We start from the raw sequence: 19,251 nt of genomic DNA, 5'->3' as shown, positions 1-19,251 counted from the left end.
CGTCCGGGCGGTCGCGACCGCCGTACGATCGGCAGCGATGAGCGAGGACCTCCAGCGCCACGCCCGATCCTTCGGGGGCGTGGCCGACGCCTACGACCGCGGGCGCCCGTCGTACCCCGACGCGGCGGTGACGTGGCTGGTCGGCGAGCGCCCGGCGACGGTCCTCGAGCTCGGTGCCGGCACCGGCAAGCTGACCCAGCGCCTGGTCGCCCAGGGGCACGACGTGCACGCGACCGAGCCCGACGAGGCGATGCTCGCCGTGCTGCGCGCCCGGGTGCCCGGCGTCCGCACGTCGGCGACCGGCGCCGAGGAGATCCCGGTGGCCGACCGGTCGGTCGACGTGGTGGTCGCGGCGCAGTGCCTGCACTGGTTCGACCCCGAGACCGCGTACGCCGAGATCGCCCGCGTGCTCCGACCCGGCGGCCACCTCGCCGCGGTGTGGAACGTCCGCGACGAGCGCATCCCGTGGGTCCGCAAGCTCGGCCGGGTCATCGGCACCCACGACAGCACCACCGACAGCAGCACCGACAGCAGCACCGACGCCGTCGCCGCCGTCGCCGGGTCGGGCGAGTTCCACGCCGCCGAGCACGCCTCCTTCAAGCACTGGCAGGTCGTCGACCGCCGCTCCATCCAGGACCTGGTCCGTTCCCGCTCCCACGTCGCGCTGCTCGACGAGCCGGCCCGCGAGCGGCTGCTGGCCGACCTCCTCGCGCTGTACGACGACTACGGCCGCGGCATGGACGGCATGCAGCTGCCCTACGAGGCCCGCTGCCTGCGCGCCCGGGTCACCGAGCGCGCCGCGCCCGTGCCGCCGGCCCCCGAGCCGGTGCTCGAGCCGACCGTGCCGATCGCCCTGGCCGGCGACGACCCGTTCCGCGACTCCGCCGACACGATCCCGCGCGTCGCCGCCGAGGACACCGGCACGCTCCTCATCGACTTCCGCTGAGTCCGATGGCGCGGTTGTGGCGGCGCACGCACCTCGGCACGGAGGCCGACCGCGCGACCTTCCGCACGCTGCACCGCGCGTCGCTGGCCTCGCCGGCGCTGCGCGAGGGGCTCACGGCCGACAGCGCCGAGCGCGCGGCCGGCCACCTCCGCGCCCTCCTCGGTACGCCGGCCCTCGCCGTCAGCGACACCGCCGGGTGCCTGGCCTGGGACGGCGCCGGCGGGCACCACGCCGAGCAGGTGCCCGCACTGGTGGGCGCCATCCTCGAGCGGGGCCGTCCGCGCACGTTCGACCGCGGTGACCTCGGGTGCGACACCGCCGGCTGCGAGGTGCGGACCGCCGTGGTGACGCCGCTGGTCGTCGACGACCGGATCGTCGGCACCCTCGCCGCGTTCGCGCCGTACCAGACCGCGGGGCTGGCGCGCGCCGCCGAGGAGGTGGCCACCTGGGTCTCGGGGCAGCTCGCGCTCGCCGAGCTCGAGCTGTCGCGCACCCGGCTGGCCGAGGCCGAGGTGCGGGCGCTGCGGGCGCAGATCAGCCCGCACTTCGTCTACAACTCGCTGGGCGCGATCGCCAGCTTCGTGCGCACCGACCCCGACCGGGCGCGCGAGCTGCTGCTCGAGTTCGCCGACTTCACCCGCTACTCCTTCCGCCGCCACGGCGACTACACGACGCTCGCCGAGGAGCTGCGCTCGATCGAGCGCTACCTGCTGCTCGAGCAGGCCAGGTTCGGCGACCGGCTGCAGGTGACCCTGAGCGTCGCGCCCGAGGTGCTGGGCGTCGCGGTCCCGTTCCTGTGCATCCAGCCGCTGGTCGAGAACGCCGTGCGGCACGGCCTCGAGGGCGTCGACCGCGCCGGGCACGTGCGGATCACCGCCCGCGACCGCGGCCAGGACTGCGTGATCGAGGTGGAGGACGACGGCGCCGGCGAGGACCCCGATCGGGTACGCCGCGCGCTCGCCGGTGACTCCGCCCTCGACTCCGTGGGGCTGGGCAACGTCGACGCGCGGCTGCGGGCGACGTACGGCGACGACTACGGGTTGGTCGTCGAGACCGCGCCGGGCGCGGGGACCAAGGTGGTGGTGCGGGTGCCGAAGTTCGCGGCGGGGGTGAGCGCATGACCGGGCTGCGGGTGCTGGTCGTCGACGACGAGCGACCATCGCTCGACGAGCTGGAGTGGCTGCTCTCGCGCGACGAGCGGGTCGCCTCGGTGCGCACCTGCGACTCCGCGACCGACGGGCTGCGGGTGCTGCGCGAGGACGACGTCGACTGCGTCTTCCTCGACATCCAGATGCCGGGGCTCACCGGGCTCGAGCTGGCCGAGGTGCTGAGCCGCTTCAAGGAGCCGCCGCCGATCGTCTTCGTCACCGCCCACGAGGCCCACGCGGTCGACGCCTTCGACCTGCGCGCGGTCGACTACGTGCTCAAGCCGGTGCGGGCGGAGCGCCTGGCCGAGGCCGTACGCCGGGTGGTCGACGGCGGCGGCCGCGCCGACGCCGCCGGGGCGGCCCCGCCCGACCTGCAGATCCCCGTCGAGCGCGGCGGCGTCACCCGCTTCGTGCCGCGCTCGAGCGTGACCCACGTCGAGGCCCAGGGCGACTACGCGCGCCTGCACACGCCGTCCGGCAGCCACCTCGTGCGGGTGCCGCTGTCGACCCTGGAGGAGGAGTGGGCCGAGGCCGGCTTCGTGCGCATCCACCGCTCGGTGCTGGTGGCACTGGCCCACGTCTCCCAGGTGCGGATGGAGTCGGGCCGGTGCACGGTCGTCGTCGGCCCCGACGGCACCGAGCTGCTCGCCAGCCGCCGCAACACCCCCGAGCTCCGCGAGCGGCTGACGCGGCGGTGGGACTCGTGACCACGACCCAGCCGGAACCACCGCGGCGGGTGCGGGTGACGGGGCCCGACCGGCAGGCGCGGGCGCGGCCGCGGTCGCGGACCGGCGACATCGACGAGGAGACGCCGCTGGGCGGGGTCTACCTGGGGTCGCTGCTGCGCGAGCAGCTGCTGCTCGCGGCGCGGATCCTGGGTCTGCTCACGGTCACGGTGGGCAGCCTGCCGCTGGTGTTCTTCCTCGCGCCCGGGCTCGACGACGTCCGCGTGGCGGGGCTGCCGCTGGCCTGGCTGGTGCTCGGCCTGCTCGTCTACCCGTGGCTGGTGCTGCTCGGCTGGCGCTACGTGCGCCGGGCCGAGCGCAACGAGCGGCACTTCGCCGAGCTGCTCGGCGAGCTCGAACGGTGACCCCCGGGTGAGCAGATGAGCACCGTCCCCGGCTTCGTCGCCGTCGTCGCCGTCACCCTGGCCACGCTGGCGATCGGCACCTACGGCCTGCGGATCTCCCGCACCACCAGCGACTTCTTCGTCGCCTCGCGCACGGTGCGCCCCGGGCTGAACGCGAGCGCGATCGGCGGGGAGTACCTCAGCGCGGCGTCGTTCCTCGGCGTCGCCGGGCTGCTGCTCACCTTTGGCGCCGAGATGCTGTGGTACCCGATCGGCTGGACGGCCGGCTACCTCGTGCTGCTCGTCCTGGTCGCCGCTCCCCTGCGCCGCAGCGGCGCCTACACCCTGCCCGACTTCGCCGAGGCGCGCCTCGACTCCCGGCAGGTCCGCAACGTCTGCAGCCTGCTCGTGGTGGCGATCGGGTGGCTCTACCTGCTCCCCCAGTTCGAGGGCGCCGGGCTCACGCTCGCCGCCGCCATCGACGCGCCGCGCTGGGTCGGCCCGGTCGTCGTCTCCCTCGTCGTGCTGGTCAGCGTCGGCTCCGGCGGCATGCGCAGCATCACGTTCGTCCAGGCGTTCCAGTACTGGCTCAAGCTCAGCGCCCTGCTCGTCCCGGCCGCGGTGCTGCTCGTCGTCTGGGCCGGCGACAGCGTGTCAGGGCCAGCCGCCACCTCCGGCGGCTGGTCGGTGCCGCTCGGCGACGGCGGCGCGCAGGGCCTCTACACGACGTACTCGCTGGTGCTGGCGACGTTCCTCGGCACCATGGGCCTGCCCCACGTGGTGGTGCGCTTCTACACCAACCCCGACGGCCGCGCCGCCCGTCGTACGACGCTCGCGGTGCTGGCGCTGCTCGGCGCGTTCTACGTCCTCCCGCCCGTCTACGCCGCCCTCGGCCGCGCGTACGGCGCCGACCCGGCCACCGCCGACAGCCTGGTGCTCGAGCTGCCCCGGCTGGTCGTGCCCGGGCTGCTGGGCGACGTGCTGACCGGGATGGTGACCGCCGGGGCGTTCGCGGCGTTCCTCTCCACGTCGTCGGGCCTGGCGATCGCCGTCTCGGGCGTGCTGACCCAGGACGTCACCTCACCCCGGCTGCCCCGGCTCGGCGACCTCGCCGCGTTCCGGGTCGCGACGGTGGCCGCGGTCGCCGTACCGCTGCTCGCGTCGCTGGTGCTGCCCGACTTCGGCGTCGCGCGGGCGGTGGGCCTGGCCTTTGCGGTGGCGGCGTCGACGTTCTGCCCGCTGCTGGTGCTGGGGATCTGGTGGCGCGGGCTGACGGCGGCGGGGGCGGTCGCGGGGCTGCTCGCCGGTGGCACCGGGTCGGTCGCGGCGGTCGCCTGGACCCTCGCCCACGACGACGCCGACGGCTGGTTCGACGTGATCGTCGGCCAGCCGGCGGCGTGGTCGGTGCCGCTGGCGTTCGCAGCGATGGTGCTGGTGTCGCGGCGGACGACGGCTCCCGGCCACGCGCGCCGGTTCATGGTGCGCCTGCACACGCCCGAGACGGTCGAGCTCGACCGGTCCTGAGCGGTCAGGCCTCGCAGCGGACCGCGGCCTCGACCGCACACCGGTCGCGACCGCCCCCGCCGTCGGCGCTGTCGCGCCCGGGGCCGCCGACCAGGTCGTCGTCCCCGCGGCGGCCGTCCAGCCGGTCGGCGCCGGGCCCGCCCCGGAGCAGGTCCCGCCAGGTGCCGCCGCTCAGGGCGTCGTCGCCGCGCTGCCCGAACAGCCCGACCACGCCGGGACGGCGGTAGCAGGCGACCACCTCGCGGTAGGCCAGGAGCGGCACCACCAGCTGGTCGGCACCGCCACGGCCGTGGACCGATCCGCCGCACGCCCGGACCCGGAACACGTCGGGTCCGGAGGTGCCGACCAGCCGCACCTCCCGGGCCTGCACCTGCACGGCCTCGAACGCCGCCACCGAGGCGGTGGTGTCGGTGTCGTCCGAGTCGTCGGTGACGCACGAGCCGGCCCGCCGGGCGAGGTCGAGGCCGAGCTCCCCCTCGCACCTGGCCAGCGCCAGCACGTCGCGCCCGGCACCGCCCGCCAGCGCGCCCGTGACCCGGGCACCGGAGACGAAGACCTCGTCGTCGCCGGCCCCCGTGGCGGCGCGCGCGAACCGCCGCGCCTCGACCGACTCGTCGAGGCGGCTGCCCGTGAAGTCGACCGGGCCGTCGACGTACATCTCGAAGTCCTCCAGCCCGGTCCACGTGGCCCGCACCTCCCCGTCGGCGGCGACCTCGCCGCCGGACGGGGCGTTGACCACCGTCCAGGCGGCACCGGCGAGCTCGGTCCGGGCGTCGAGGAAGCGGACGCTGTCCCGGCCCGGCCCGCCGACCAGCCGGCCGGCCGCGCCCATCACGGGAGCCCCCGACGCCGCGTCGTCCCCGGGCCCGAGGTCGATGTCGTCGACCCACAGCTCGTTGCGGGTGGTGTACACCGCGTCGTCCCCGGCGCCGGTGCGGATCACGTCGGCCGGGTCGTCGGAGCTGGGGGCGGTGGGGTCGTAGGGCTCGAGCCCGGCCAGGACCGTCTCGCCCCCGCTGCCGCCCTCGAAGCGGTCGGCACCGGTGTCGAGGTCGACCTCCCAGTCGGCCGTCCCCCCGTGGACGACGTCGTCACCGGGACCGGCGTACGCCGTGGGGTCGTCGGGCAGCGGACCGGTGAGGCAGATCAGGTCGGCGCCGCTCCGCGCGATGACGGTGGCGCCGCCGGCCACGATGACGTCGTCGCCGGTGGTCCCCCGCACCACGCCGCCCGGCGTGCCGACGTGGGTCGCCGGCTGGCCGGCGCAGCTGGCCGGGGCCGCCGGCGCCGCCGGGTCCGCCGACGCCGCCGGCGCCGCCGTGACGTCGTACGCCGTCAGCAGCGCGGGGAGCAGGACGAGGGCGGGGAGCAGACGGGTCCTCATGCTGGGCCAACGGTGACCGGGGCCCCGGTGTTGACCCCACCGGTCGATCCGTCGCCAGGTCTAGCGGTCAGCCGCCGCCGTCGGGGTCGGGGACCCAGGCCTCGTCGGCCGCGGCGTCGCCGAGCTCGTCGGCACCCAGCGGCGGCTCGGGCAGGTCGACACCACCCCGGCCGACGCAGGCGCACACCACGAGGGTCACCGCCCAGCCGTCGTCGCGGAAGACCGTCGCGGCGCGGACCGGGGCGGTGGGGGCGGCCCCCTCGAGCCGAGCCAGGCGGTGGAGGGGGTCGAGGACGACGCCGCCGGCGGTCGAGTCGGTCACGCGCACGACCTCGCCGTCGGAGGTGGCACTGCACGACGCGGTCGCTGCGGGGTCGTCCACCTCGGTCTCGAGGACCAGGGCCTGGCAGGCCTCGGCGGCCGTGCCGTCGTACCTCTCGATCGCGGCGCCGGCGAGCACGGGCGCCTCGCTGTCGACCTCGGGCCACCACAGGAACCGGGCGTGGTAGCGCTCGCCCGGTGCGTCGCGGTACTGGATCTCCTGCCCGAGCGCGCGACCGCCGAGGAGGTCGGCGAAGAACGCTCCGGGGCGGGTGCCGTCGGCGCCCTCCGTGGGCGACGGCGGGCCGGCCGGGGTGGCCACGGGGTCGTCGCCGAGCTGCAGGCCGCCGACCACGGCGGCCGGGACGAGGACGGCGGCGGCAGCCACGCCGGCGACCGTGCCGAGGACGCGGCGGCGCCGGCGGCGGCGGCCGACCTGGTGGCGCACGACGGTCAGCGCGTCCGCCCGCGGGTGGATGCCGGACACGCCGGACCGGACGCGCTCGAGGACGTCGTCCATCTCGCGCTGGGTGGGTTCGCGCTCGTCAGCCACGGTCGATCACGCTCCCCCCGTCGGCCCGGGTGAGCTCGTCGCGGAGCCGGGCCAGGCCCCGCATCAGGTGGGTCCGGGCCGTCGCCGGCGTGCAGCCGAGCAGGTCGGCGATCGCGGCGTGGTCGAGGTCCTCGATGGTGCGCAGCACGACCGCGGCGCGCTGCTGGGGCGAGAGCGACGCCAGGGCCTGCACCAGCACCGGGTCGAGCGACGCGAGCATCTCGACGGGCCGGTCGGCCGCGTCGCGGGTGGACTCGACGGGAGTCTCGCGCTTGAGCCGTCGGTAGCGGTCGATGTTGAGCCGCACCAGCACCGTCTGGGCGTAGCCGCCGGGGTTCTGGGACCGCAGGCGGTGCCACCGGACGCCGAGACGCACCAGCGTCTCCTGCACCAGGTCCCAGGCGTCGTGGGGGTTGCCGGTGAGGCCGTAGGCGACGCGCAGCAGCCGCGGGGTCTCGGCCGCAGCGAACTCCTCGAAGTCGAGCAGGTGGGTCACCACGGAACGCTCCTCGGCGGCCACGGCGACGGCGACCGGGGTCGGGACACGGTCGGGTCCTCCCCTCGCGGTGCGTGCGGAGTCCCAGACGATAGTCACCCTGGACCAACGCAGCAGCGCGTCCCGGTGTTGACGGCCGGCGTGTCCGGTTTCCCGGGAGGTCAGGCCAGCTGCCGGTAGCGCTGCACGACGAGGTCGACGACCAGCCCGTGCACGCCGATCACGTCGGCGACCACGGCGTCGGGGGGTGACTCCTGGCGGACGCGGTCGTGGAAGAAGCCGGGCGAGAGCAGGTACGGCGAGACCGCGTCGCCGGGACGCACCACCTCTGCCGGGCGCGACCCGCGACCCGACAGGGTGGCCAGGTCGACCGGCCCGTCCCAGGCCTGGGCCAGGAGCGCGGCCGCGCCCGCCTGGTCGCCGGTGGCGGCCTCGTCGGTGGAGCCGGCGGCCACCAGCACCACCCGCTGCCCCGGCGTGGCCCCGGCCTCGCGGAGACGCGCGACCTGGGCCGCGGCCAGCAGCGGGTCGGGACCCAGGGGCCCGCCGAGGCGCACCGGCACCGAGGCGGTCGCGACGGCCTCGGGCAGGTCGCTGCGCACGTGGAACCCGGTCGAGAGCAGCAGCGGCACCACCACGGTCGCCGCGTCGGCGGCGGCCATCACGTCGGCCAGGAGCGGCTCGGAGAGCTCGACGTACGACGCCAGGGCAGGTACGCCGAGCCGGGCCCCGGCGGCCGCGGTGATCTCGCGCGCCACCGCGTTGCCGTCGACGTTGCGGGTGCCGTGGGCGACCGTCACGAGGTTCATGCGCCGACCGCCAGCCGGTAGCCGCGCTTGACCACGGTCTGCACCATCCGGGTGCCGACGGCGGCGCGCAGCCGCGCCACCGCCATCTCGACGGCGTGCTCGCTGCCGGCGGTGCCCGACGGCAGCGCGGCGAGCAGGTCACGGCGGGAGACGACGTGGCCGGGGTTGACGACCAGCGCCTGCAGCACGGCCAGCGGGGCCGGCGACAGCCGCACCTCGACACCGTCGACGAGCAGGACGTCGCCGTGCAGCAGCAGCGTGCGCCCCGCGACCTCGAGCTGGAGGCCGGCGGAGCGCGAGGGCAGCTCGGTCTCGAGCTGCTTGACCATGGCCGCGAGCCGCGAGCGCTCCGGGAAGATCGACGGCACGCCCCACATCTCGAACGCCGCCGCGGTCACCGGTCCGACGCAGGAGGCGACGACGTCGGCCTGGAAGGCGGTGACGACGTCCTCGCGGCGCCCGGTCGAGGCGGCGGCCTCCATCAGCGCGGCGACGGCCGGGGCGCTGGTGAAGGTGACGGCGTGCACGGTGCGGTCGGCGACCTCGTCGATGAGGTGGAACATCGGCTCGGGGTCCTCGGCGCTCTCGACCCGGTAGACGGTGACGGTGAGCACGTCGGCCCCGCGGCGGCGCAGGGCGTGGGCCACCATCGACAGCGACTGCCCATGCTCCTGGACGACGATCCGCTTGCCGCCGAGGTCGCGGCCGCGCAGGTGCTCCAGGACGTCGTCGAACTCCTCCGACTCCGGCGCCCACAGCTCGCGCAGCCCGCGCCGGCGCAGCGCGCCGACGCTCTTGGGGCCGCGGGCGAGGATCTCGGTCTGCCCCAGGTGGGCCAGGAGGGCGTCGAGGGTGCCGTCGGCCTCGGCCGCGGCGAACCAGGTCTTCATGCCGATCCCGGTCGTGGCCAGGAACAGGTCGACCGGTCGGCTCAGCACCTCCGCGGTCGCGGCGCGCAGCTCGTCGGCGTCGACGTGGTTGGGGTGCGCCGACAGCGCCGGCGCCCGGACGACGGTCGCGCCGCGGCGCTCGAGCAGGCCCACCTGCTCGTCGACCTTGCGGGCGGCGGTGACGCCGATCCGGTAGCCGGCCAGGGGCAGGTCGGCGGCCGCGGCGGGGGTGGGGGTCGGGGTGGAGGTCATCGGGGGCCCACGCGCGAGTAACTCACCGTTCGACCGACTTCCCCGCCCGTGTTCGGGCGGGGAAGTGCACCGGACGGTGAGTTACAGCCGCCGGTCACGACCGCGCCACCGCCCCCGCCGCGACCAGCACCAGGCCGTCGCGGACCAGCACGTCGTAGGTCGGCACGCGCACCTCCGGGTCGTCGAGGCACTGCCCGGTGCGCAGGTCGAAGCCCTGCTTGAGCAGCGGCGAGGCGACGTACGGGACACCGCCTCGCGTCCCCACGATCCCACGCGCCAGCACGCAGGCTCGCCCGAAGGGGTCCCACGGAGACAGCGCGAGCACCTCGTCGTCGTGGGTGCGGAAGACCGCGACGGCCTCGTCGCCCACCAGCGCGAGCACGCCGCCCTCGCGGCCGATGTCGTCGACCCGGCAGACCGTGACGTACGTCGCCTCCCGCTGGTCGGTGGTCACGGTGCCCCCACGGGGATGGTCGAGCCGAGACCGACCGGCCCGGTGGCGTCGGCCGGGACCTGCTGGCCGCGCTCGTCGCGGAAGCTGATGCTGGGGTCGGGCACGTCGGGAGCGTTGACGAACGAGACGAACCGGCGCAGCTTCTCGGGGTCGTCGAGCGTCGCCCGCCACTCGTCGAAGTAGCCGTCGACGTGCCGGGCCATCGCGGCCTCCAGCTCCGAGCCCAGCCCCAGCACGTCGTCGACGACGACGGCGCGCACCCGGTCGAGACCGCCGTCGAGGGAGTCGACCCAGGGGGCGGTGCGCTGGAGGCGGTCGGCGGTGCGGATGTAGTACATGAGGAACCGGTCGAGGTAGCGCACCAGCGTCTCGGTGTCGAGGTCGCCGGCCAGCAGCCGGGCGTGCACGGGGGTGGCGCCGCCGTTGCCGCCGACGTAGAGGTTCCAGCCCTTCTCGGTGGCGATCACGCCGAAGTCCTTCGACCGCGCCTCGGCGCACTCACGGGCGCACCCGGAGACGCCGCCCTTGAGCTTGTGCGGCGAGCGCAGCCCGCGGTAGCGCAGCTCGAGGTCGATGGCGAGCGCGGTGGAGTCCTGGACGCCGTAGCGGCACCAGGTCGACCCGACGCACGACTTCACGGTGCGCAGCGACTTGCCGTAGGCGTGCCCGGACTCGAACCCGGCGTCGACCAGCCGCTGCCAGATCGCGGGCAGCTCCTCCATCCGGGCGCCGAACAGGTCGATGCGCTGGCCACCGGTGATCTTCGTGTAGAGGCCGAAGTCGCGGGCGACCTCGCCGATGACGATCAGGCCCTCGGGCGTGATCTCGCCGCCGGGCACGCGGGGCACGACCGAGTAGGTGCCGTTGCGCTGGATGTTGGCGAGATAGGCGTCGTTGGTGTCCTGGACGACCGCGTTGGCGCCCCCGAGGACGTGGTGGCCGAGCTGGCTGGCCAGGATCGAGGCGACGGCCGGCTTGCAGACGTCGCAGCCGCGGCCGCCGGCGCCGTGCCGGTCGAGCACCTGGTCGTACGTCGTGTGGCCGTGCACCGCGACCACCTCGAACAGCTCCTGGCGGGTCAGCGCGAAGTGCTCGCACAGGCTGCGGTCGACGACCTTGCCCTGGGCGGCGAAGTGGTCCTCGATGATCTTCTTGACCAGCGACTTGCACGACCCGCAGGTCGAGCCGGCCCGGGTGGTCGTGCCGTCGTCGGCGGCCACGACGACGTCGGCCTTGCTCACGTCGTTGCACGAGCAGACCTGGGCCTCGTCGGGCAGCACGACCCCGGCGCCACCGGAGGTGACGGGCAGGATCAGCTCCTCCGGGTTGGCCGGCAGCGGCAGGCCGGGGCTGGTCGCGGTGGCCACCATCGGCCGCAGCACGCCGTACGCCGACGCGTCACCGACCAGCACGCCGCCGAGCAGGCGGGTGCCGTCGTCGCTGACGACCAGCTTCTTGTACACCCCGGCGACGGCGTCGGCGTAGACGAGCTCGAGCGCGCCCTCGGTGGCGGCGAAGGCGTCGCCGAACGACGCCACGTCGACGCCCATCAGCTTCAGCTTGGTGGAGGTGTCGGCGCCGGTGAAGGCGCCGTCGCCGCCGACGAGCGCGTCGACCGCCACCTCGGCCATCGCGTAGCCGGGGGCGACCAGGCCGTACATCCGGCCGCCGGGCGCGGCGCACTCGCCGACGGCCCACACGTGCGGGTCGGAGGTCCGGCACTGCTCGTCGACCAGGACGCCGCCCCGCTCGGCGATCCCGAGCCCGGCGGAGCGGGCCAGGGCGTCGCGGGGGCGGATGCCGGCGGAGAAGACGACCAGGTCGGCCTCGATCGGGTCGGCGTCGCGCAGGCCGAGGCCGGTGACGCGGTCGTCGCCGAGCACCGCGGTGGTCATCGCGCCGGTGTGCACGACCAGCCCGAGGCCCTCGACGTGGCGGCGCAGGCAGGCGCCGCCGGCGTCGTCGACCTGGACCGCCATCAGGCGCGGCGCCATCTCGACCACGTGCGTCTCGAGCCCGAGGTCGGCCAGGGCCTTGGCGGCCTCCAGCCCCAGCAGCCCGCCGCCGACCACGGCGCCGACGCGGGCTCCGGCCGCGGCGTCGCGGATGGCCTCGAGGTCCTCGATCGTGCGGTAGACGAACGCACCCGGCAGGTCGTGGCCCGGCACGGGCGGCACGAACGGCGCCGCCCCGGTCGCCAGCACCAGCTCGTCGTAGACCAGCACGTTGCCGTCGTCGAGGAGCACCGTCTGCGTCTCGGGGTCGAACCCGCGCACGGCGGTGCCGAGGCGCAGGGTGACGCGCGGGTCGTCGTACCGGCCCTCGGGCAGCAGCGACAGGGCGTCGGTGCCGACCTCGAACCACGACGTGAGGCCCACCCGGTCGTACGCCGGGCGCGGCTCCTCGCCGATCACCACGACGTCGTGGGTCTCGGTGAGGCCGCGCTCGATCGCGGCCTGGACGAAGCGGTGACCGACCATGCCGTGGCCGACGACCACGAGCTGCCTGCGGAGGTGAGGACTCATCGGGAGGGGGTTCCTTCCAGGGTGGGGCGGGCCGCCAGGAGCTGGCGGACGGAGGGTGCGCAGCCACCGCAGCCGGTGGTCGCGCGGGTGGTCTCGACGACCTCGGCGAGCGACCCGCAGCCGCGGACCCGCCCGGCGGTGACACCGGCGCAGGCGCACACCTCGGCGTCGTCGCCGAGGACCGGCGGGCCGGCGGTGGGCTCGGGCAGCAGCAGGGCGCCGGGCTCGTGCGGGGCGAGGCGGGTGCGGCGGTCGAAGTGCTGGGTGATCAGGCCGACGCGCGACAGGTCGCCGACCAGGGTGGCGGCGACGATGCGGCCGCCGTCGTCGACGACCAGCCGGCGGTGGCTGCCGGCCACCGGGTTGGTCATCTCGACCACCTCGCCGGTGGCGTCGGGGTCGCCGAGCACGGCGACGTCGAGGCCGGTGGCGCGCAGCCGGGCAACGACGCGGCTGCCGGCGTACGCCGCGTCCTGGCCGGCGAGCACCGCGGCCAGCACCTCGGCCTGCTCCCAGGCCGGCGGCACGAACCCGGTGGTGCGGTCGCCGCGCTGGGCGCAGTCGCCGAGGGCGTGGATCCGCGGGTCGCTGGTGGTGAGCCGGTCGTCGACGACGACCCCGCGGCGTACGTCGAGGCCGGCCCGGCGGGCCAGCGCGGTGGACGGCCGCCCGCCCGCGGTGAGGACGACGAGGTCGCTGTCGAGGGTGTGGCCGTTGTCGAGACGCAGGCCGTCGTCGGTGAGCCGGGTGGCGCGCGACCCGGTGTAGACCTCGGTGCCGAGGCGCCGCAGGTCGCGGGCCAGGATCGCGCCGGCCTTGGCGTCGACCTGGCTGCGCAGCAGGTGCCCCGCGCCCTCGACCACCTCGACCGCCAGCCCCCGCACGCCGAGCGCCCGGGCGACCTGGAGGCCGAGCAGCCCGCCGCCGACCACGACCGCGCGGCGGGCGGAGGGCACCGCGGCGTCGAGGCGCGCGCAGTCGTCGAGGCTGCGGAACGCGTGCACCTTCGGGTGCAGGGTGCCGTCGACCCGCACCAGCCCGCGGATCGGCGGGAGGGTCGGGATCGCCCCGGTGGCGAGGACGAGCCGGTCGTAGGCCAGCCGGCTGCCGTCGACCAGCACCACCTCGGCGGCGCCGCGGTCGACCTCGAGCACCCGGGTGCCGAGCCGGAGGTCGACGCCGTGGTCGGCGTACCACCGCGCGGAGCGGAGGGTGAGCGCATCGGGGCTGTGGGTGCCCTCCAGCACCGCCGACAGCAGGATCCGGTTGTAGGGCAGGTGCGGCTCGTCACCGACCACGGTGATGCCGGTGACCCCGTGTGCCACCAGGAGCTCGACGAGGCGGACCGCGGCCATGCCGTGGCCGACGACGACGGTCCGGGGCGGGGTGGGTGGGGGCATCGGGGTCATCGGGGTCATCGGGTGGCGCCTGCCGTTCCGGCGCGATCGAACGGCAATGACAGTTCCTGCGGGCCAGGATCTGTCGTTGCCGTTCGATCGCGCGGCAACGGCAACCCCGGCCCAGCGCCCACCGGAGCCACCGCCGCGGCGCAGACCTTGAACTCCGGCATCCGGCTCGACGGGTCGAGGGCGTCGTTGGTGAGCCGGTTGGCGCCGACCCAGTGGAACGGCACGAAGACGGTGTCGGGCCGGATCGTGGTGACCACCCGGCACGGCGCCTTGAGCTCGCCGCGGCGCGTGGAGACCACGACGAGGTCGCCGTCGCGAGCACCGATCCGTTCCGCGAGCACCGGGTGCAGCTCGACGAAGACGCCGTCGTCGGGCAGGGCCGCGACGCGGCGCGTCTGGGCGCCGGACTGGTACTGCGCGAGCACCCGCCCGGTGGTCAGGTTCAGCGGGTAGTCGCCGTCGGGCTGCTCGGCGGCGCCGACGTGGTCGACGGCGACCGCGCGGGCCCGGCCGTCGGGGGTCGGGAAGGTGTCGGCGAACAGCCGGGGCGTGCCGGGGTGCGCGGCGTCCGGGCAGGGCCAGAAGACGCCGTGCTCGGCGCGGATGCGGTCGTAGGTGATGCCGGCGTAGTCGGCGCGGCCGCCGGCCGAGGCGCGGGCCAGCTCGGCGAACGCCTCCTCCGGGTCGGTCGGGAACGCCGCGGTCGAGCCGAGCCGCTGCGCGAGCCCGGCGATCACGTCGAGGTCGGAGCGCACCCCGGAGGGCGGCGCGACGGCCTGCTGGCGCAGCACGACCCGCCCCTCGAGGTTGGTCATGGTGCCGCTCTCCTCGGCCCACTGCGTCACCGGCAGGACGACGTCGGCCAGCGCGGCGGTCTCGCTGAGCACGATGTCGGCGACGACGAGGAGGTCGAGCGCGGCGAGCCGCTCGGTGACGTGGGTGGCGTTGGGCGCCGAGACGACGATGTTGCTGCCGTGCACCAGCAGCGCCTTCGGCCCACCGTCGGTACCCAGCGCGTCGAGCAGCTCGTACGCCGACCGCCCCGGGCCCGGCAGGCTGTCGGCCGGCACGCCCCACACCCCGGCGACGTGGTCGCGCGCGGCCGGGTCGTCGATCATCCGGTAGCCGGGCAGCTGGTCGGCCTTCTGGCCGTGCTCGCGCCCGCCCTGGCCGTTGCCCTGTCCGGTGAGGCAGCCGTAGCCGGCCGCGGGCCTGCCGCACATGCCAAGCGCGAGCGCGACGTTGATCCAGGCCAGGACGGTGGCGGTGCCCTGGGAGTGCTGCTCGGCGCCGCGGGCGGTGAGCACGGTGACCCGCGGGCTGCCGGCCAGCAGCGCGGCGAGGGCGCGCACCTCGGTGGCCGCGACGCCGGTCACCCGCTCGACACGCTCGGGCCACCAGGCGGCGACCGAGCGGCGTACGTCGTCGAAGCCGGTGGTGCGGGCTGCGACGTAGTCCTCGTCGACGGCGCCGGTCGCGTCGAGCAGGTGCAGGACGCCGAGCGCGAGCGCGAGGTCGGTGCCGGGCACGGGCTGGACCACGAGGTCGGCGCGGTCGGCAGTGGCGGTGTGCCGGGGGTCGATGACGACCACCCGGCCACCGCGCTCGCGGAGCCGGTCGAGGTGGCGGGCCGCCGGCGGCATGGTCTCGGCGAGGTTGGACCCGACGAGCACGAGCACGTCGGTCTGCTCGACGTCGGCCAGCGGGAACGGCAGGCCGCGGTCGAGCCCGAACGCCTGGTTGGACGCCGACGCGGCCGAGCTCATGCACCAGCGGCCGTTGTAGTCGATCTGGCTGGTGCCGAGCGCGACCCGGGCGAGCTTGCCGAGCAGGTAGGCCTTCTCGTTGGTCAACCCGCCGCCGCCGAAGACGGCCACGCTGTCGGGTCCGTGCTCGGCCTGCAGCGCGGTGATCCGCGCCGCGACCAGGTCGAGGGCCTCGTCCCAGCCGGCCGCGCGCAGCTCACCGGTCGCGGGGTCGCGGACCAGTGGGGTGGTCAGCCGCTCCCGGTGCCCGCGGAGGCCGGTGGCCGTCCAACCCTTGCGGCACAGGCCCCCCTCGTTGACCGGGAACTCCGGCCACGCCTGCACCTCCAGGGTGCGACGCCCCTCCAGCCGCATCCCGCACTGGAGGCTGCAGTAGGGGCAGTGCGTGGTCGTCATCAGATCCCAGCGGTCGCCAGGCTGGTGGCGCCCGCGCCGCGCCGCAGGAACACGGCGTACACCACGACCGCGCAGACGGCGTAGAAGACGGTGAAGACCAGGAACGCGCCCTTGGTCGCGGACATCGGGTCGTCGACCCACGGCGCCGAGAACGCCAGCGGGATGAGGAACCCGCCGAGCGCGCCCACCGCCCCGATCACGCCGATGGCGGCCGAGGACTGCTTGGTGGCCTCGTGGACGGCGGTCTCGCGCTCCGGCGTGTGCGGCGTCGTCGCGCGCACGGCCTCGGTGCGGAAGATCGCCGGGATCATCTTGTACGTCGACCCGTTGCCGATGCCGGTGCTGGCGAAGACGCACAGGAAGAACGCCAGGAACCAGGGGAACCACGACTTGTTGTCGAGCGCGACGGCCGGGTCCTGGGTCGGGTTGGGCGTGAGCTGGGTGAGGGTCCAGAGCACCAGGAGCGTGAAGACGATCATCCCGGTGAAGGCGCCGAGGGTGACCCGCGCGCCGCCGTACCGGTCGGCCAGCCAGCCGCCGAGCGGGCGGGTGATGGACCCGATGCCGGCGCCGAGGAAGGCGTAGTAGGCGAAGAAGATGCCGGTGCCGAGCGGCGCCGGGTCGGCCACCCAGAAGTTGAGCTTGATCAACAACGGCATCGCGGCGGAGTAGCCGATGAACGAGCCGAACGTGCCGATGTAGAGGAACGACATCACCCAGGTCTGTCGGTGGCGCACCACGCGCAGCTGCTCGCGCGGCTTGGCCACCGCCGAGGTGAGGTTGTCCATCCGCAGCGCCGCGGCGACGACGGCGACGACGGCCAGGACGGCGTACACGTAGGCCGCGACCTGCAGGTCGACGCCGCCCTCGCGGGCCTGGACGAGCCCGAAGATCCCGGCGCCGCCGACCATGACCGGCAGCAGCAGCTGGATCAGCGAGACCCCGAGGTTGCCGCCGGCGGCGTTGAGGCCGAGCGCGGCGCCCTTCTTGGCGGCGGGGTAGAAGAAGTTGATGTTGGCCATCGAGCTGGCGAAGTTGCCGCCGCCGAGGCCGGCGGTGGCGGCGATCACGCAGAAGACCCAGTACGGCGTGCCCGGCTGCTGGACGACGTAGGCGAACAGCAGCGTGGGCACCAGGAGCAGCGCGGCGCTGACCATCGTCCAGTTGCGGCCGCCGAACACCGGCACCGCGAACGTGTACGGCAGCCGGAGCAGCGCGCCGACCAGGTTGGGCAGGGCGACGAGGAAGAACAGCTGCTGGGGGCTGAACGCGAACCCCTGCGCCACCAGGAACGCCGAGCTCACGCTCCAGATCAGCCACACCGAGAACCCGAGGTGCTCGGCGAAGATCGACCACACCAGGTTGCGCCGCGCGACCTGCTTGCCGCCGTTGTCCCAGAACTCCGGGTCCTCGGGACGCCAGTCGTCGATCCAGTGCGAGCCGCGGCGGGCCGCGGGCGTGGCGGCCGAGGAGGGCGCCGGGGCAGTCGTCGTCATGCCCCCGAGTCAAGGCAACCCAGGTTTCACCCCGCCGCGCGTCACCGGAAACCTTGTGTCACCGCGACCTCACAGCCTCACGTCCCTCACGACCTCACACGGCCGACAAGGGTCGAGCCGGGCGAGCGCCGTACGACGGCCCTGTCGACGACCCACGCTGGTCGAGCCGGGCGAGCGCCAGCGAGCCCGAGTCGAGACCCGGCGAGGTGACCACGCTGCGGGGGTCTCGACTCGCGGAGACTTCGTCCCCGCGGCTCGACCACCGTCGACGCTGGTCGAGCCGGGTGAGCGCCAGCGAGCCCGGCACCGACGGTGACCGACGCTGGTCCAGGAAGGCCGCGTAGCGGCCTGTCTCGAGACCACCGCCGCTGCTGCCGACAGCAGAACCGCTTGCCCCCACCGACCGGCTCGGCCACGGTGGAGCGCATGCGACTGCTGGTGCTGGGCGGCACGGTGTTCCTGTCCGAGGCGGTGGCGGCCGAGGCCGTCGCCCGTGGCCACGAGGTGGTCTGCGCCTGCCGCGGCGAGTCGGGGCCGGTGCCCGACGGCGCCCGGCTCGTGCGCTGGGACCGCGCCGCCGGCGACCCCGCGCCGGTCGGCGAGATCGGCGCGGTCGACGCCGTGGTCGACGTGGCGCGGCACCCGTCGTGGGTGCGGGCCGGGGTGGCGGCGTACCCGGACGCGCACTGGGTCTTCGTCTCCACGATCAACGTCTACGCCGACGACGCCACGCCCGGCGGGCCGGGCGACACCCCGCTGCACGAGCCGGTGCTGACCGACGAGGACGCCACCGCCTCCCCCGAGCTGTACGGCGCGATGAAGGTCGGCTGCGAGCAGCTGGTCCGGGAGGGCACGGCGTCCTCGATGCTGGTCCGACCGGGGCTCATCGTCGGGCCGGGCGACCCCACGGGCCGCTTCACCTACTGGCCGGAGCGCATCGCCGAGGGCGGCGAGGTGCTGGCCGGCGGCGACCCCGACGACCGGGTGCAGGTGATCGACGTCCGCGACCTGGCCGCCTGGATCGTGACCGCGGCCGAGACCCGCACCACCGGCACGTACGACGGCACGGGCTCGGCCACGGCGATCGCCGACCTGCTGGCCGAGGTCGCCGCGGGTGTCGGTTCCGACGCGACCCTGACCTGGGTGCCGAGCGCGTTCCTCGACGGGCACGACGTCGAGCCGTGGGCCGGGGAGAAGGGCCTGCCGCTCTGGCTCCCCCGGCCCGACCACGACGGGATGATGGGCCGCGACGTGTCGACGTCGTACGCCGCCGGGCTGACGACGCGCCCGGTCGCCGACACCGCCCGCGACACCCTCGCCTGGCTCCGCGACCACCCCGACGCCACCCGCACCGGCCTCTCCCGCGAGCACGAGGGGAGGGTGTTGGCCGCCTGGCATTCGGGTTAGCGTGCTCGCGTGCATCGCGCTCCGCACCAGAACGTGGCGACCGTGCTGGTCGAGCCTGCGATGCTGCGTGAGCTCGAGCTCGACCTGATGCCGCTCGACCTCTGGGTCTGGCCGATCGCGACCGCCCCGATCTGCGCCGACGGCCCGCGCCAGGCGTTCCAGGTACGCCGCCGCCTCGTCGAGGCCCGCCGCGGCGGGTGGGACGACGCCGCCACCTGGACGGCGGTGTGGGTCTCCTTCGGCGACAGCTGGTACGCCGGCGACGACCCGCTCCCCTGGGCCGCCCACGCCGCCCTGTGGGCCAAGCTCGCCGAGCACGCCGCCCACGTGCGCTACGCCAAGCGCCTCGGCGGCGTCCCCAAGCTCACCCTCCCCCTCGACCGCGCCGGCTGACTGGGGGCGCCCA

17 protein-coding genes are annotated in these 19,251 nt (G+C 75.3%); 7 read left to right on the top strand and 10 right to left on the bottom strand.

Annotated elements, in window-relative coordinates; all coding sequences use genetic code 11:
• The first annotated feature begins 37 nt into the window (after positions 1-37).
• The 5 genes from AC4MBH_RS17450 to AC4MBH_RS17430 are packed head-to-tail and all read left to right on the top strand — an operon-like array spanning position 38 to position 4,687.
• Positions 38-946, top strand: a complete 909-nt coding sequence (locus AC4MBH_RS17450) for a class I SAM-dependent methyltransferase (protein WP_491796415.1) — start codon at positions 38-40, stop codon at positions 944-946.
• Positions 947-951: 5 nt separating this feature from the next.
• On the top strand, positions 952-2,067 hold the full coding sequence (locus AC4MBH_RS17445) for a histidine kinase (protein ID WP_491796413.1): 1,116 nt from the start codon (positions 952-954) through the stop codon (positions 2,065-2,067).
• Entirely contained in the window at positions 2,064-2,801 is a 738-nt protein-coding gene (locus tag AC4MBH_RS17440) for a LytR/AlgR family response regulator transcription factor (RefSeq protein WP_491796411.1), read from the top strand. Before AC4MBH_RS17445 ends, AC4MBH_RS17440 begins: the two co-directional genes overlap by 4 nt.
• Positions 2,798-3,184, top strand: coding sequence for a hypothetical protein (locus AC4MBH_RS17435; protein ID WP_491796409.1), 387 nt, complete (start codon positions 2,798-2,800; stop codon positions 3,182-3,184). Before AC4MBH_RS17440 ends, AC4MBH_RS17435 begins: the two co-directional genes overlap by 4 nt.
• 15 nt (positions 3,185-3,199) lie before the next feature.
• Positions 3,200-4,687: a sodium/solute symporter gene (locus AC4MBH_RS17430; RefSeq protein WP_491796408.1), complete on the top strand. Its 1,488-nt coding sequence runs from the start codon at positions 3,200-3,202 to the stop codon at positions 4,685-4,687.
• Between the two features lie 4 nt (positions 4,688-4,691).
• Here AC4MBH_RS17430 and AC4MBH_RS17425 read toward each other — a convergent pair whose 3' ends face one another.
• From AC4MBH_RS17425 to AC4MBH_RS17380, 10 genes are all read right to left on the bottom strand, one after another.
• Positions 4,692-6,071: a hypothetical protein gene (locus AC4MBH_RS17425; protein WP_491796407.1), complete on the bottom strand. Its 1,380-nt coding sequence runs from the start codon at positions 6,069-6,071 to the stop codon at positions 4,692-4,694.
• A 67-nt stretch (positions 6,072-6,138) separates the two neighbouring features.
• Positions 6,139-6,945 carry a hypothetical protein gene (locus AC4MBH_RS17420; RefSeq protein WP_491796406.1) on the bottom strand — a complete coding sequence of 269 codons (807 nt, stop codon included), beginning with the start codon at positions 6,943-6,945 and terminating at the stop codon, positions 6,139-6,141.
• Positions 6,938-7,444 (bottom strand): SigE family RNA polymerase sigma factor, encoded by a 507-nt coding sequence (locus tag AC4MBH_RS17415; RefSeq protein ID WP_491796404.1) that lies wholly within the window; start codon positions 7,442-7,444, stop codon positions 6,938-6,940. Before AC4MBH_RS17415 ends, AC4MBH_RS17420 begins: the two co-directional genes overlap by 8 nt.
• Positions 7,445-7,602: 158 nt before the next feature.
• Positions 7,603-8,250, bottom strand: a complete 648-nt coding sequence (locus AC4MBH_RS17410) for a sirohydrochlorin chelatase (RefSeq protein ID WP_491796402.1) — start codon at positions 8,248-8,250, stop codon at positions 7,603-7,605.
• Positions 8,247-9,392, bottom strand: a complete 1,146-nt coding sequence (locus AC4MBH_RS17405) for a uroporphyrinogen-III synthase (RefSeq protein WP_491796400.1) — start codon at positions 9,390-9,392, stop codon at positions 8,247-8,249. Before AC4MBH_RS17405 ends, AC4MBH_RS17410 begins: the two co-directional genes overlap by 4 nt.
• A 94-nt stretch (positions 9,393-9,486) precedes the next feature.
• Complete coding sequence (gene nirD / locus AC4MBH_RS17400; protein WP_491796398.1) at positions 9,487-9,846, bottom strand: nitrite reductase small subunit NirD; 360 nt, start codon at positions 9,844-9,846, stop codon at positions 9,487-9,489.
• Entirely contained in the window at positions 9,843-12,371 is a 2,529-nt protein-coding gene (gene nirB, locus AC4MBH_RS17395) for a nitrite reductase large subunit NirB (protein WP_491796396.1), read from the bottom strand. Before nirB ends, nirD begins: the two co-directional genes overlap by 4 nt.
• A complete protein-coding gene (locus tag AC4MBH_RS17390; RefSeq protein WP_491796394.1) occupies positions 12,368-13,789 on the bottom strand; it encodes an FAD-dependent oxidoreductase in 1,422 nt (473 codons plus the stop codon). The genes nirB and AC4MBH_RS17390 overlap by 4 nt, the downstream gene beginning before the upstream one ends.
• Positions 13,786-15,942 carry a molybdopterin oxidoreductase family protein gene (locus AC4MBH_RS17385; RefSeq protein ID WP_491796393.1) on the bottom strand — a complete coding sequence of 719 codons (2,157 nt, stop codon included), beginning with the start codon at positions 15,940-15,942 and terminating at the stop codon, positions 13,786-13,788. The genes AC4MBH_RS17390 and AC4MBH_RS17385 overlap by 4 nt, the downstream gene beginning before the upstream one ends.
• The gene (locus tag AC4MBH_RS17380) at positions 15,942-17,438 is read right to left on the bottom strand and encodes an MFS transporter (protein WP_491796391.1); all 1,497 of its coding nucleotides are present in this window, start codon (positions 17,436-17,438) and stop codon (positions 15,942-15,944) included. Before AC4MBH_RS17380 ends, AC4MBH_RS17385 begins: the two co-directional genes overlap by 1 nt.
• A gap of 426 nt (positions 17,439-17,864) precedes the next feature.
• On the opposite strand from AC4MBH_RS17380, the gene AC4MBH_RS17375 reads away from it, so the two are divergent.
• Positions 17,865-18,845, top strand: a complete 981-nt coding sequence (locus AC4MBH_RS17375; RefSeq protein WP_491796390.1) for an NAD-dependent epimerase/dehydratase family protein — start codon at positions 17,865-17,867, stop codon at positions 18,843-18,845.
• 9 nt (positions 18,846-18,854) lie between these two features.
• Positions 18,855-19,238: a hypothetical protein gene (locus AC4MBH_RS17370; RefSeq protein ID WP_491796388.1), complete on the top strand. Its 384-nt coding sequence runs from the start codon at positions 18,855-18,857 to the stop codon at positions 19,236-19,238.
• The last annotated feature ends 13 nt before the right edge of the window (positions 19,239-19,251 follow it).

The organism is Nocardioides sp. WJ219 (assembly GCF_058559815.1).
The sequence above is the reverse complement of the archived record's forward strand: the minus strand, read 5'-3'. Positions and strand labels throughout refer to the sequence as shown.

Excerpts from the sequence above, each read along its gene's own strand:
- AC4MBH_RS17450 (WP_491796415.1), top strand. The coding sequence starts at position 38 with ATGAGCGAGGACCTCCAGCGCCACGCCCGATCCTTCGGGGGCGTGGCC.
- AC4MBH_RS17445 (WP_491796413.1), top strand. The coding sequence starts at position 952 with ATGGCGCGGTTGTGGCGGCGCACGCACCTCGGCACGGAGGCCGACCGC.
- AC4MBH_RS17440 (WP_491796411.1), top strand. The coding sequence starts at position 2,064 with ATGACCGGGCTGCGGGTGCTGGTCGTCGACGACGAGCGACCATCGCTC.
- AC4MBH_RS17430 (WP_491796408.1), top strand. The coding sequence starts at position 3,200 with ATGAGCACCGTCCCCGGCTTCGTCGCCGTCGTCGCCGTCACCCTGGCC.
- AC4MBH_RS17425 (WP_491796407.1), bottom strand. The coding sequence starts at position 6,071 with ATGAGGACCCGTCTGCTCCCCGCCCTCGTCCTGCTCCCCGCGCTGCTG.
- AC4MBH_RS17410 (WP_491796402.1), bottom strand. The coding sequence starts at position 8,250 with ATGAACCTCGTGACGGTCGCCCACGGCACCCGCAACGTCGACGGCAAC.
- AC4MBH_RS17405 (WP_491796400.1), bottom strand. The coding sequence starts at position 9,392 with ATGACCTCCACCCCGACCCCCACCCCCGCCGCGGCCGCCGACCTGCCC.
- nirB (WP_491796396.1), bottom strand. The coding sequence starts at position 12,371 with ATGAGTCCTCACCTCCGCAGGCAGCTCGTGGTCGTCGGCCACGGCATG.
- AC4MBH_RS17390 (WP_491796394.1), bottom strand. The coding sequence starts at position 13,789 with ATGACCCCGATGACCCCGATGCCCCCACCCACCCCGCCCCGGACCGTC.
- AC4MBH_RS17385 (WP_491796393.1), bottom strand. The coding sequence starts at position 15,942 with ATGACGACCACGCACTGCCCCTACTGCAGCCTCCAGTGCGGGATGCGG.
- AC4MBH_RS17380 (WP_491796391.1), bottom strand. The coding sequence starts at position 17,438 with ATGACGACGACTGCCCCGGCGCCCTCCTCGGCCGCCACGCCCGCGGCC.
- AC4MBH_RS17375 (WP_491796390.1), top strand. The coding sequence starts at position 17,865 with ATGCGACTGCTGGTGCTGGGCGGCACGGTGTTCCTGTCCGAGGCGGTG.